Origin of the sequence: Brasilonema bromeliae SPC951 (assembly GCF_012912135.1) — a bacterium.
GTDB classification, from domain to species: Bacteria; Cyanobacteriota; Cyanobacteriia; order Cyanobacteriales; family Nostocaceae; genus Brasilonema; species Brasilonema bromeliae.
This window is the reverse complement of record NZ_QMEB01000017.1, coordinates 19,564-33,011: the sequence shown is the minus strand read 5'-3', so window position 1 is coordinate 33,011 and position 13,448 is coordinate 19,564. Positions and strand designations below refer to the sequence as shown.

General features: G+C 42.4%; 12 protein-coding genes. 5 read left to right on the top strand and 7 right to left on the bottom strand.

Going from position 1 to position 13,448, the window contains the following annotated elements:
• Together DP116_RS03955 and DP116_RS03950 are read right to left on the bottom strand one after the other, a co-directional pair.
• On the bottom strand, positions 1-1,822 hold a 1,822-nt coding region (locus tag DP116_RS03955), incomplete at its 3' end, for a cyclase family protein (RefSeq protein WP_211173065.1).
• 381 nt (positions 1,823-2,203) lie between these two features.
• The gene (locus DP116_RS03950; protein ID WP_169153929.1) at positions 2,204-3,358 is read right to left on the bottom strand and encodes a retropepsin-like aspartic protease; all 1,155 of its coding nucleotides are present in this window, start codon (positions 3,356-3,358) and stop codon (positions 2,204-2,206) included.
• 326 nt (positions 3,359-3,684) lie between these two features.
• Between DP116_RS03950 and carA the strand changes: the two genes are divergently transcribed.
• From carA to DP116_RS03925, 5 genes are all read left to right on the top strand, one after another.
• On the top strand, positions 3,685-4,827 hold the full coding sequence (gene carA / locus DP116_RS03945) for a glutamine-hydrolyzing carbamoyl-phosphate synthase small subunit (protein WP_169153928.1): 1,143 nt from the start codon (positions 3,685-3,687) through the stop codon (positions 4,825-4,827).
• Between the two features lie 229 nt (positions 4,828-5,056).
• Positions 5,057-5,446 (top strand): anti-sigma factor antagonist, encoded by a 390-nt coding sequence (locus DP116_RS03940; protein WP_169153941.1) that lies wholly within the window; start codon positions 5,057-5,059, stop codon positions 5,444-5,446.
• Positions 5,447-5,889: 443 nt separating this feature from the next.
• Entirely contained in the window at positions 5,890-6,372 is a 483-nt protein-coding gene (locus tag DP116_RS03935) for a ribonuclease III domain-containing protein (RefSeq protein WP_169153927.1), read from the top strand.
• Positions 6,373-6,465: 93 nt separating this feature from the next.
• Entirely contained in the window at positions 6,466-7,443 is a 978-nt protein-coding gene (gene rlmB, locus DP116_RS03930) for a 23S rRNA (guanosine(2251)-2'-O)-methyltransferase RlmB (protein ID WP_169153926.1), read from the top strand.
• Between the two features lie 80 nt (positions 7,444-7,523).
• Positions 7,524-7,826: a DUF1816 domain-containing protein gene (locus DP116_RS03925; RefSeq protein WP_169153925.1), complete on the top strand. Its 303-nt coding sequence runs from the start codon at positions 7,524-7,526 to the stop codon at positions 7,824-7,826.
• Between the two features lie 267 nt (positions 7,827-8,093).
• Here DP116_RS03925 and DP116_RS03920 read toward each other — a convergent pair whose 3' ends face one another.
• From DP116_RS03920 to dnaE, 5 genes are all read right to left on the bottom strand, one after another.
• Positions 8,094-8,948, bottom strand: a complete 855-nt coding sequence (locus DP116_RS03920) for an alpha/beta fold hydrolase (protein WP_169153924.1) — start codon at positions 8,946-8,948, stop codon at positions 8,094-8,096.
• A 107-nt stretch (positions 8,949-9,055) separates the two neighbouring features.
• Positions 9,056-9,748, bottom strand: coding sequence for a CAP domain-containing protein (locus DP116_RS03915; RefSeq protein ID WP_169153940.1), 693 nt, complete (start codon positions 9,746-9,748; stop codon positions 9,056-9,058).
• 459 nt (positions 9,749-10,207) lie between these two features.
• A complete protein-coding gene (locus DP116_RS03910) occupies positions 10,208-10,951 on the bottom strand; it encodes a CAP domain-containing protein (RefSeq protein WP_169153939.1) in 744 nt (247 codons plus the stop codon).
• A gap of 295 nt (positions 10,952-11,246) precedes the next feature.
• Entirely contained in the window at positions 11,247-11,624 is a 378-nt protein-coding gene (locus DP116_RS03905; protein ID WP_169153923.1) for a hypothetical protein, read from the bottom strand.
• A gap of 368 nt (positions 11,625-11,992) precedes the next feature.
• On the bottom strand, positions 11,993-13,448 hold a 1,456-nt coding region (dnaE, locus tag DP116_RS29000), incomplete at its 5' end, for a DNA polymerase III subunit alpha (RefSeq protein WP_246275471.1).

Below are 13,448 nucleotides of genomic sequence, written 5' to 3'. Positions count from 1 at the left end.
AACCAGAACCACCCCGCAACCGCAGCACACCAATTGCCAAAGTCGCCCCTGTTGGCGGTAACTGATCCAAATTGGTCAAATTCTCCAACACAATACGCGGTTTTTCCAACACCAAACGATTAGTCGCAAAAGTGGTATCTTGCCCAGAATCTACCCCATGAGTATCAATTCCAACCCCTGCAATTTGACGTTCCTCAAGTAAGAACCGTGTCGCATCACTACCAAAACCAGGAAAATGCATACCCCCTTGCTCGTCCTGGTTAAAAAAAGCATTTTTATCCAACCATTTCTCTTGCCAACCTGTGTATAGTAACACCACACAACCAGAGGAAATCTTACCGTACCGTTTCTCCCAAGTCAGAATATCCTCAACACAAAGAGTATAATCTGGATTCACTAACGCCTGTTCCCGAATATCAATAACTACCGCAGGGACAACCAACGACTCAGCAGAATACTCATCAATCCCCATACCATCAAGACGAAAACTGTTGGGAGCATTCATATGAGTCGCGCTGTGTTCCCCCATAGAAAAACCCCGCAGATAATAACCATCCTTGTACAGTTGGGCCACAGCCTCAAATTCCACTGGCGGATCACCTTCCCATTGAGGAATATCTGAATCAATGATATGACTCAAATGTATCACCCGCGAATAAGTGATATTTTTCTCCTCTTCTCTTCCCTCTCTTCCCTCTCTTCCCTCTCTGCGTCCTCTGCGCCTCTGCGGTTCATTCTCAAAACCATGACGCGTCAACCTCCCCAACGTCGCTTCCATAACAGCACGAGTTTGACCAGTCACAGTAAATACCAGCGCTTCTCGATACACTCGCTGCGCATTATGATGACTATATATAGCAGCACCACTAGAAACAGTCACCGCTGCATGAGCTATTCGTCCTGCCAGATCAATCGCCCAAGCCCGCAATTGCAAACGTTCAACTAATTCCAAACTAGAATTATTTTGCGCTTCGCGAACAGCGTTGCGACAGTTATTCAATTCCTGTTGCAGAGAATCAAAAGCTTTTTGGATAAAAGGTAGAGGTTTTCTGCTAACGACGGACTCCACAATATCTAAACCAGCAAGGGCGCATCCCGTCGCCAGAAAAGTAGCCCCAAGAACATTCTTTTTATCGTTTTCGTGAATCCAACCAGCAGGTTTAATGAAAACAACACTTTCTGTGGGCAAGAACCAGTTTTTCAGGGTAGCGGTTACGGTATTAGCTGATGTCATAGCCGCTAGCTGTGCTGGAGGTGAAAGTGTCAGCGTACCTCCTGAGTCTTGATGTGTTTCAAGTAAGGGTACAATACCAAAAACAGCACGACCATCTGGTAATGTGGCAGCAATGATAAATTCGCTAAAAAATTCCCATCCTGTCACCCAAGGAACAACGCCATTGAGTTGATACCCTCCAGCAACTGGTGTAGCTACACTCAGGGGATCGCCTTCACGTCGCAACTGGGAAAAGCCAACACCTAGTAAAACTTGACCGTTGCCCATACGAGGGAGGTATCTTTCCTGTAGCGAAGAGTTGCTACTAGCAACAAGCATACCAGCCGCACTCTGGTGTTGAGTTTGCAAAAAGGCTAAAGCACCAGAATACCGTGCTACTAGTTCTTGAAAGCTGCCATATGTCTGCTCATTAACTTCTTTCCCACCCCAGTGACGTGGAACCTTGAGTGCTAGAAGGTCTAATTCGCCAAGACCTCGAAGTGCTTGAAATAAGCGATTTGGATCACCGTCTATCTCGTTAGCTTGAGGTACAATTTCTTTGAGCAAGTAGGACTTGGCTGTATCTAAGAGAAAGTGATTATCCTTCAAAGTCTGTTCTAAAATCGCTTCGATAGGATTGCAAAGGTTTACTCGCTACTTAGTAGCATAAACAACCCTCCAATTTCTGGAATTATCAGATTTTGGAGGGCTTAAATGTTGCAGCAAAAAGTGAATTAGTAATAAGTAAACAATGTGAATATTAACCTTAGATTAAAAGTTGGTTAAGAAAAAGTAAAATTTTCAGGTGAGAGACTTATTCAAAGGATTTTATTTGATAAAAAGTATCAAATATCAAAGATTTTTCAAATGAAATGAGTTCTTTTTAGATTTGAGAGGTGTCAAGCAAGACTTGAGCAAAGTATCCCTAGCCGTTAACCCTTATAGTGTTACTGACAACAGTGACTTAAGTAGAAAGTTTTCTCATCAACGCTAAGGATCTGTTACGGAGGGAAGTTCCTTGGGCGCATTTGGAGCAGTAAATTCAGTTTCTTGTGTGGGATTGGTTTGCGATGCTTTAGGAGGGAGACGCCCAATGGGCGATCGCAATTGAGGACGAAATTCCACAACGTCACGTTTAATGGTGATATCGTAGTCACCAAAAAAGTCATGTCCGAGAAGCCCAGTTTCTAAATCCGCGCCTGCGATCGCCACAGCAACGTGATTCACCTTCGCCCCAGCAACTTCCATCGAATCCACATAACCGATAGGAAATTCCACTGCTTTAGAATTTGCTGTGTTTGCCTTAGCCTTTCCGACTTGCACCACTCCCAAAGCATTTGCCATCTTCTGGGTAATCACTGTCCCACTGGCTCCCGTATCCAAAATCATCTCAAACGGTTGAGTGCCATTAAAGGTGACTTCGATAATTGGTGTACCACCCATTCGCCGTTTAATGCCGACAGTATACACCTGTTGTTCGTCTTGCTGTTTGATTGTTGGCGGTGCCAACACCTCTTGTTGTTTAGGCGGTGCTAATGGAGTCAGCTTTGGCAATGGTGGTTGCAGTTTTTCTGCTGGTGCGGCAGGTGTTTCGGTGAAACTTGGTTTGGTAATAGCTGGTGTCACAGTTGGTGTCACAGGAACCTGGGGAATGGCAACCCCTATCCTTTCTGGTTGTGCTTGTCGTGGCGGATTGACAGGGCGAGTGGCTTTTTGTATGGCATCTTTAAGATGAGGCTGGTAATCTAATATTTTTGCTTGAGCGTTTGTGAAATCAGGACTATCAACTGGCACTTTTCTCATTAGGGCGATCGCATCTGCAAGCTGAATTGCCACCAAATTCCAATCTTCTGTGGATTTAGCTGATTGGCTGATGCTCAGAGCACCAACAGCTTTGTCCAATCCCTGTTCAAAATAGCTCACTGAAATCTCTCTAGTGGGCTGCATCGTTGCCTGTGGTTGTGGACTAGCACTTAGAGGTGCCATTGTGGTTACAGGCGAGGCAACACTCTGATCTTTAGGCACGGGTTGCTGCTCACCACTTCTGACAGTAACCTGTTGCTTTCCATTACAGGCTACAGTCAAAACCGCTAGTGTGGTTGACACAAGAATCAGCGCTGCTCGGGATAAAATAAACTGATGCATGATTAATTATAATTTTACTTGCGCTTCGGCGTCGAAATCTATTGCGACTGTCTATTATTGTTGGAAGATTTTATATGTCATGCTCTTAAATTTTAGTTTGTAGGCTTAGCAACGGACAGGTGAAGTGATGATTCAGTTCAAGCTTAGTTCCTTTGTCGCTCGTGTTTTACCTGTCCTTCATTGAATTTGCATACAGCAAGCGATCAGGATGGTTACCAGTGCTGTTTTTTTTCATTTGAAATTTTGAATTTCTCCTGTATGGGGATTTTGAATTGTTGACCTGTCGCCTAATCACACACATCACAAATCTTGGGATTTTATAGCCTATGTCTCTTTTTGACGCAATACCTGCTATTTTTGTTTTGGCAGATGGAACCACATATCGTGGTTGGTCTTTTGGTGCCACTAGAACCACAATTGGGGAAGTTGTCTTTAATACTGGTATGACTGGATACCAAGAAGTCCTGACTGATCCGAGTTACTGCGGTCAGATAGTCGTTTTTACTTATCCGGAATTGGGGAATACTGGCGTTAATATAGAGGACGAAGAATCAAGTAAACCACAGGTGCGGGGTGCTATTGCTCGCAATATTTGTACTCGACCGAGTAATTGGCGCTCCACACAATCTTTACCTGAATATTTAGAACAGCACCACATACCTGGTATCTATGGAATTGATACCCGCGCCTTAACTCGTAAAATTCGGATGTTCGGAGCAATGAATGGTGGTATTTCCACAGAAATTCTGGATGAGGCTGAATTGCTAGAGCAAGTGCAGGCAGCTCCTAGCATGAAAGGATTGAACCTTGTCCACGAGGTTACCACCCGAGACATATACGAATGGTCAGAACCTACCCAGCCAGTATGGGAATTTAACCCTACTTGTCAAGAAAATTCCAAGGAATCTTTTACTGTCGTCGCCATTGACTTTGGGGTGAAACGCAATATATTGCGTCGTTTAGCAAGTTATGGCTGTCGGGTTATTATTGTTCCCGCCAATACTTTACCAGAAGATATTCTCAAATACAATCCCGATGGGATCTTTCTTTCTAATGGTCCGGGCGATCCAGCATCTGTCACCGAAGGAATTAAAACCACTAAAGCCTTACTGGAAACTCACAAACCAATGTTTGGCATTTGTATGGGACACCAGATATTAGGTCATGCACTAGGAGCGGAAACTTTTAAACTAAAATTTGGTCATCGTGGTTTAAATCAGCCAGCTGGTCTACAACAAAAAATAGAAATTACCAGCCAAAACCATAGCTTTGCGATTGACCCAGACACTTTACCCAACAGTGTTGTAGAAATTAGTCATCTTAATTTAAACGACTCCACTGTTGCTGGGTTACGTCACAAATCTTTGCCTGTATTTTCTGTACAATATCACCCTGAGGCAAGTCCTGGTCCTCACGATGCTGATTATCTGTTTGAGCAGTTTGTCCAAGCAATGCGAGCAGTTCGTTGATCCACAAAAGCCAGAGTAGGATAAAAATGAAGAAAGTCGGAGAAAAGAGGGCAAGAGGAAAAGAAAGATGAGGGAGTGAGGAAGTCAGACAGCGAGCAGCACCAGTCTTACAACGCACTCTCTGGCTCTCAAATTCCTCACTTCCCCCATATCCCATCTTCCCGTCTTCTTCCCTGCCAGCAGGTTGTAGACAACCTACACTAAAACCATCTATACTTGAGCGTTCACCATAACTTATGAGGAGGGAATTATTGCTGAGCCACTTACTCTAACTGTAAGCCTGAGAGGCACTCGTGAAGTCCGGGATAACTGCCAGCTATTCCGCCTCACAGGTTTGTTAGACGCCTTTTCTGAACCGACATTTACCAAGGTTCTTGGGAGCAAGATTGAGGAGGGACCAAAGCACATAATTCTGGATCTCTCGCAAATCGATTTTGTTGACAGCTCTGGCTTGGGTGCTTTGGTACAGTTAGCCAAGCGTGCTCAAAACTCCGCTGGCACCTTGCAAATTGTCAGTAATGCCCGTGTCACTCAGACGGTCAAGCTTGTTCGCTTGGAGAAGTTTCTCGCCTTACAACCATCCGTTGATGTGGCTCTAGAAAACGTCAAATCGTCTTGATTTCTTGACCTGAGAACTTCATATAGCTATCCGATCATCCAATCTGGATAGCTTAATTATTATTAAATTAGAATTTCTTTTTTTTGCATAACGTTAACTCATAAAGTACGGAGCAAAAAAGTAAAGTGTAAAGATCTCGGGTTGAGAAAGATAAATAGTGTAAAAGACTTAAGGACGGCTAACTGTATGTTATAATGGGACGATATAAAATCCATTTCATAATTCATACCTTATACTTTAAGCTTTTAAAAGCACTTGTACTTTTGGAGACCAGATAAAGAATCATGGACTCATCTGGATTTCAGACTTCACGCCTCAGTGCCCTTAATATATGAAATGGCAACCAAAATTGAAAAAAAGATAAAATTTAGCAAGTAAATTTTTTAGCATTGACTATGCTTAGGTAGACCTGCCTAATGTAGCGTGTGAGGAAAGAACAACTTGTGACATCAAAGGAGGAAGACCTACTAGATGGCTCAAATGAAATTCCCAGTCAGGATTCAATTTGGTGTCAACTACTAAGGGCAACTAAAGAGCAATTATTCCAAGAGATTTCACAAGCCCAACTGCAACAAATTTCTCCTACTGCTTTAGCTTACTTGGGAGATGCGGTTTGTGAATTATACGTTAGAATGTTTTATCTACTACCACCAAAGCGACCAGAAGCATACCATCGTCTAGTTGTGGCACAAGTCAGAGCAGAGACGCAAGCGAAAATGTTGCAGTCGCTGTATCCTCATCTAAATAACACTGAGTTAGAAATTGTCCGACGGGGTCGCAACGCTACCACAGGACGCCCTAGGCGGGTTGATCTGGCAACCTATCAACAAGCAACTAGTTTAGAAACATTAATTGGCTACCTGTATCTCACCGATTTCCATCGCTTAAGCGAACTTTTGCAAAAACTTGACTTAGAAAAGCCGTAAGAAATTCAATTCACGAGTCGTAAAACTTGCAGAGTTGGTTCGGTGAATTGAGGTCACAAGTTACTCACCTATTAAGCTCTACCAATAACTCACATGATAGATAAACCAAGAAAAATTAAGACTTCTGGCGAACACAATAGTGCGCAACCGATAAGAATGAAGGGCAAGCGTGTCATTTCTCATCTTAGTCCCAATCCCAGAGTTAAGGGTGCTAACGGTTTAAGAGACAGCCCACGTCCGCATCGTAACTTTTCTGATTCATCTATTTCTTCTGAACAATCAGAAGATACAGATTTGATTTACGGTCGTCATCCTGTATTAAGTGCTTTGGAAAATGAGCGGGATCTCAACCGTATCTGGATTACTTCCCGCCTCCGTTACGATCCCCGCTTTCATTCGCTGATTTTACGAGCGAAGGAAAATGGCGCAATTATCGACGAGGTTGAGCCTAAGCGCTTAGACCAAATTACAGAGCAAGCTAACCACCAAGGTGTAGCAGCACAAATTGCTCCCTACGCTTACATTGACTTGGATGAGTTGATTGCAAAGGCAAAATCTGAAACTGATCCTGTGATTGTTGTCGCTGATGGAATCACTGACCCCCACAATTTGGGAGCAATTATTCGCACAGCAGAAGCATTGGGTGCTCAAGGAATGGTGATCCCACAACGCAGAGCATCTGGTATTACCTCTACAGTCATGAAAGTGGCTGCTGGAGCTTTAGAAAACTTTCTCGTGGTTAGAGCGGTGAACTTGCAACGTGCTTTGGAAGAACTCAAAGCTGCTGGCTTTTGGATTTACGGTACTGCTACAGAAGCAAGCGAACCTATGCATACCGTGAAATTTAACGGTCCGATTGTTTTGGTAGTTGGTTCTGAAGGCGAAGGTCTCAGTATTTTGACACAACGACATTGTGATTTTTTGGTGTCGATCCCCTTACAAGGTAAGACTCCAAGCCTGAATGCCTCAGTAGCAGCGGGTATGGCGCTTTATGAGATTTATCGTCATCGCTGGATAAATACCCTATACCTGGATAAATTACAAAAAATTTCTTTGAAAAAACAAGAGTAAACAGAGTATAAAGAAATGTAAAGCAGTCAAAACCAGCAGGATTTAGAACCAACTATCACATTTAGCAATTGACGAGAACCATGAAAAGTATTTGGAAAAACCTTAAGGAATCGTTGATTAACATATTCGACAATTTTGGCTTGGCTTGGTGGGTAGAAATTATAACACAAAACCCCCGTTGCACTTACTACTTTGGACCGTTTATCAGTTCTGCTGATGCAAAAGCGGCGATAAAAGGCTACGTAGAAGATTTGGAACTGGAAGGAGCGCAAGGAATTATTGTCGATGTTAAGCGCTGTAAACCAAGTGCTTTGACGATTGCTGATGACCTGGGGGAACGGACTGACCGCAAAGTACAGCCTGTCTTTAGCGGTCAAATGTAATTAAATTGAGGAGAATTCAGTTATCAGTGAACAGTGATCAGTTATCAATTCACTGTTTAGTGATAACCCTATGGCTGACGCCACGGCTGCGCCCTCTGGGTGTGCGCTGCGCGCACGCCCAGAGGGCTAAAGCGAAGCGTCTGGTGGAGGAGATACGCCAGTCGCCTGGGCGTGGGAAACCCGCCGAATGCGCGCGCTTACTCACTGTTCACTGTGCTGAGTTCTTTTCTGGTTATAAGGCTATTTCGTAGTTACGCCTAAGCGTAACTACACACTGACAACTTTTTGGTTTTTCTCTAGCCAGCGGTCAATGTCGCTCAATACCTGGTTAGGGATTTCCCATGGGAAAAGATGGGCGGTATTAGGATAGCAGTGTGACTGAGAATCTTTGAGGTACCGAAAAGTTTCTAAGCTGGCGTCAGCTGTAATGTGGCGATCGCATGCACCAGCTAGTACCAAACAAGGACATTGAATTTGTTCTAGGTCTGTGAGTCGATTGTACCCAGCCCCAATCGCGGAATAAAGAGCGCGAGTCGCAGGAGCAGTAGTTTGTAAATAAGCTGACACTGCATCTTTTGCTATGTAGCGGTAGGCTGTAGGAGTGTGTTGTTGAATCAGGTAGCGAAAGAGCGATCGCTTGCCAAAAGTTTCAATATTCCACTGCCAATCTGGTTTAATATAACTCAATAGCGCGGCAACACCAGTGTAAACATTATCTTGCCAGGTTATAGGCGGATGATTGCCTCTGGGTCGGGCAGCTGTCGCCACTAAAATCAGTCCAGTGACTCGCTGAGGTAGCTGTAGTGCTAATTCCATTGCTAAAATGCCACCGAGCGACCAACCCAATATCAGACATTTTTTAATTCTAAAGCGGTCTAGAAGCGCTTCCAGGTCAATCAAATGATCCCGCATATCAAAATTGCCATCACACCGACTTTTGCCATATCCACGCAAGTCTGGAGCCAAAGTTTGAAAGCGTTTTGAGAGGTGATTGGTAAAGACAGAAAGACTAGAACCGGAACCAGGATGACCGTGTAAGCACAGAATTGGGAAGCCTTGACCTTGAACGTCAACGTTGAGGTGAAGAGCAGATGAAGCTGTGTTGCTATGGCGAGAGTTCATTATTTTTATGTTGCTTTATATAATTCTGTCACAGAGGCAAATTAGGGGCGCATCGTCACCACACACCATATGAAGCAGTCATCTGTCAAAGGTCATTGAGTGATAAATTATGACTTTTCTATATACCTTCCGGCATAATTAATCACACACATCTGCCTGTATGTGTTGTGAATTCCAAAAGCAACTCCCGCTACTTTAAAAGCAGGATTAAACATATTTATTCTATGACCACGATCAGGAACTCCATCGTCAATAATTAATTGCATGACAATATCCTGTGCTGTGTGGGAGCCATAGCTAATATTTTCTCCGGCGGTGCGTTTCCAAGTTCCGTAGCGGTTGAGGCGTGTAAAGGGATCACTTTTGTCGCTTCCTTTGTGACCAAGAATTCCTTTCGATCCTTGGTCTTTGACATGATCCCTAGCTGCTCGTGACATTCCTTTGGATGCTGTTAAAGATCCGACTGGAGTGACTGACTTGAGAAAGGCGATCGCTTCATCAACAGCTTTCACTCCTTCCTGTGTTTGCAAATAGACATGACGGGAAATTTTAACTCGGTTTCCTTCAAAACGTTGTCTATAGTTTTTTAATACAGCAGCATAAGCAGTGGGATTTGTTCTCGCCTTGTTCATTTCTACTATGACTTGTTGTTCAAGGCGAGAAAGAGTTTTCCCGGTTACCAAGACATCAGAATTTCCTTCAGGAATGTTAGGTACAGAGGAGTCAGGCTCAAACAATACATCACAAGATGTAGTCGATAGGGTGACGAGTGTAAATATCCAAAATACCATCTGACGCATCAACAACTTCATAACTTTGGAGCAACCAGTCAATATAGCAGTTCCCAATTGGGTGTCATACAGATTGTTTATAAGAGCTGTTCTATAGCCACTGATGTCAATTTAACAAGAAAACCCAAGTCCATAGCCTGTTCCTCGTTAAGAGGCTATAGCCAAGTTTTCAGGCATTTTAGGCGAAGCATGGGAACCACAGAGCCTGAAAGTCCTGTTAGACTTGAGTTTTGCTGAAATTGACACCAATGTTCTATGGCGTGCTCCCACCGCATACCTGTATTTTACGCAAATGAGAATCGCTATATGTCTTTAGATGCATGAATTGATGACTGGTTTCGATGATAACTAAGGAACTCATACCACTGCGAACTGAAAACACGAAGACTGCTGGTTTATGAGTATGGCACGCACTCGCGTTTAGAGAAAGCAGTGGGGTCGAGAGTTTATAGGTTCAAAAAGCCATGTTTAACGACGACCTCTAGACGAAACTGAAATTGCTTCTTGATATTCTCCCGCATAATTAATTACGCACATCGTTTTGTATCTAGCGTGAATTCCATAAGCAACTCCAGCGACTCTAAAAGTGGGGTTAAAAATGTTTGTTCTATGACCGCGATTGGGCACTCCATCATCAACAATTAATTGTATGACGATATCTTCAGCCGTACTCGGACCATAGCTGATATTTTCCCCAGCACTAGATTGCCAATTTCCGTAGCGTTCCATACGAGTAGATGGATTACTACCATCGCTACCTAGGTGACCTGTCGAACCTCTTGAGCCATTATCTTTGACAAGATCTTTAGCACCTAAAGACATTCCCCTAGATATCGTTAAAGGAGCAACAGGACTCGCTGACTGCAGAAACCTAATTGCTTCATCAACGGCTGATAGCCCTTCGTGTGTTAGCATAAAGCGCTGATTGTAGATTTTAACTCGCTTACCTTGAAAGCGCTGTTTATAGTTTTCCAAGATCGGGATGTATGCCTTGGGATTTGTCCGTATCTTGTTCATTTCATTAATGACTTGTTGTTCTAATGGAGACAGGTCATTAGCCTGTATCGCTCCAGTAGAATAAGCTTCTTGGACTTCAGTGGGGAGTACATTCTGTGCATCTTCTGCCACCGCTTCCTTAGACATCAACAGTTGGGAACTGTAACTTGTAGCCAGAGCGATAGGAAAAAACACAGAAAATCCACTGCAACGCATTAATGACTTCATGATTTCTGTTCCACCGAAGTTAATAGGGTTATTTGGAATGCATCGCGTTTTGCTCATAATTCCCATTTTTTGGTATAATCATACACATTTTAAGCTATACAATTGCATCCTTTGTAACCTTGCGAACTAAACACAATAAAGAGTAATCCTGGCTTAATTGGGATTAACAGTGATTACTGATGATGCAGATGCTTAAGTATGGATAGACTTTGTAGACTAAGCAAAACCCGATGAATACTGAAAACTAATGATGATGATTCAATACATTCTCCATATTAGACAGTTACAATCCACCGGACAAATTTTTACCATTCATCACAAAGAAGGGAATGCCAGAAGGTCTCAATCTCTGAGCAAGCCTTATATCTTTCTTGATTGCACTGTCAGCACGAATTAGATGCTCCCAGAGGGAACTGCGCAAGGTGTGAGCGCGTTGAAACTTTTCAACCGCCAAAAAATTTTTGGCGATATCTGAATACATCAACTCACCAAGTTGTTTTTCATGAGTCAATAGTACGTTTTGCTGTTCTAATTGCTGACTGATGTGATTTGCTGCATTTGTGGGAAGTGACCAACCCATAACCAGACAAACCAAGCATAATGCAGCTAAGCAACACAGCCACTGAAGTCGTTTTCCGAGCCAATTCGAGAATGCACACATAGAAACAATCGTTGTAGTTTATATTTCTACACTTATCTAGTATTATTCCCTGATATGAACCAGAATAGTTAATACTTTGCAAACAAATTAATTAAGTGTCTTTACTGAGTTTAGTCCCGATCACAAGATTATCTCATAAATCCAAGAGTAAGCAAAGTCTATTTTTTACAATTAGTCAATATGCCTGCAGAATACGTTACAGATGAACGTGATTTCGAGGTTGTCAGTTAGTGGCTAAGTAAATTTCACTCTGCTGTGTTAAGAATCAGTAAAGTTAGCTCGCATGATCGATAGTTATTTTTAATATAAAAAAAACTATTGATTAAAAAGATTCATAGGTAAATGGCATCAAAAACTGTTATTCGTAGCTATTGCGGTAAACCCTTAACCTGCATCAACTCCAAACCTCGTTCAAAGATTTCATCAATTGGCAACATTTGCCCATCAGTCGTCATAAATTTATGGTCTTTTGTTGCCTGAATAACAGAACCATCCTCTAGAGAATATTCAAAAACTTCTTGCTGACCACGATCATGCCATTGAGCAATAGGTTGTGTGTAAATATTTCCGTTATTATCAACTGTGTACACGCTACATTCAATTCTTTTTTCTACAATTTGCCCAATAGGTAAAAACCCATATTCTACCGTTAACACTTCTGTGTCATAGCTGAGACAATATTCAGCAAACTTCAACATTTGCTCGAATAATTCTTCAGCAATTTGTTTTTTCACTCCATTTTTCGCAGCGCCATCCACAAACTTTTCTCGCTGCTTCATCATTTCCTCAACTTTCTTTTTCCCCATAGCACGGCGGAGCAAATCTGCCTGTCCTAAAGAATATCCAGCCATATCTTGAGCAATTTTCATAATTTGCTCTTGATAGACCATAATTCCATAGGTCTCATCTAGTATCGGTTCTAGAATTTGGGTTTCATAGTCAATATTTTCTCGACCATGCTTGCGGTTTATAAACTTGGGAATCAGTCCTGCATCTAATGGACCAGGTCGATAGAGTGCTAAAATCGAGGAAATATCTTCTATGTTGGAAGGCTTTAAATCACGTACTATTTGCCGCATCCCAGAAGATTCTAATTGAAATATACCTTCTAGTTCACCTGCTTCTAATAGTTCGTAAGTCTTTTGAACGTCTTTTGGTAAGGTGTTATATTCACCTTTTGCTAAAATTCTTTGAGCTTTTCTTTCTTGAGTCGTGATGTCGTATGGCTCAATTCTAAATCCTTTGTTTTGCGAAATCAAATCGATTGTTTTCTGAATCATTGTTAGGTTTTTTAAACCCAAAAAATCCATTTTTAGCAAGCCCAGTGATTCCAAATCTTCCATGAAATACTGGGTGATCACAGAACCGTCGTTATTTTTTTGTAGTGGGACAATTTCATCCAACGGTTCAGCAGAAATTACCACACCTGCAGCGTGCACACCAAATGTTTTGTTTGTTCCCTCAATACGGATTGCCATATCAAGCCAATGCTGTACCCTTGGGTCATTATCATATTTTTCTTTAAACTCTGGTTGTGGTGTGGCGTCGGAAATCATCACCTTGAGTTTGGTGGGTTTTCCTCGGGAAACAGGAATAAGCTTTGCCATTTTGTCTGCTTCCCCATAGGGAATATTTAAAACTCTGGCAACATCTTTTAAAACTGCTTTAGAAGTCAAGCGGTTAAAGGTAATGATTTGGGCAACTCTCTCTTTGCCATATTTTTCTGTAACATAATCAATAACTTGATCCCGTTTTTCGATACAGAAATCTGTATCAATATCCGGCATAGATTTCCGTTCTGGATTGAGAAATCTTTCAAAAAGT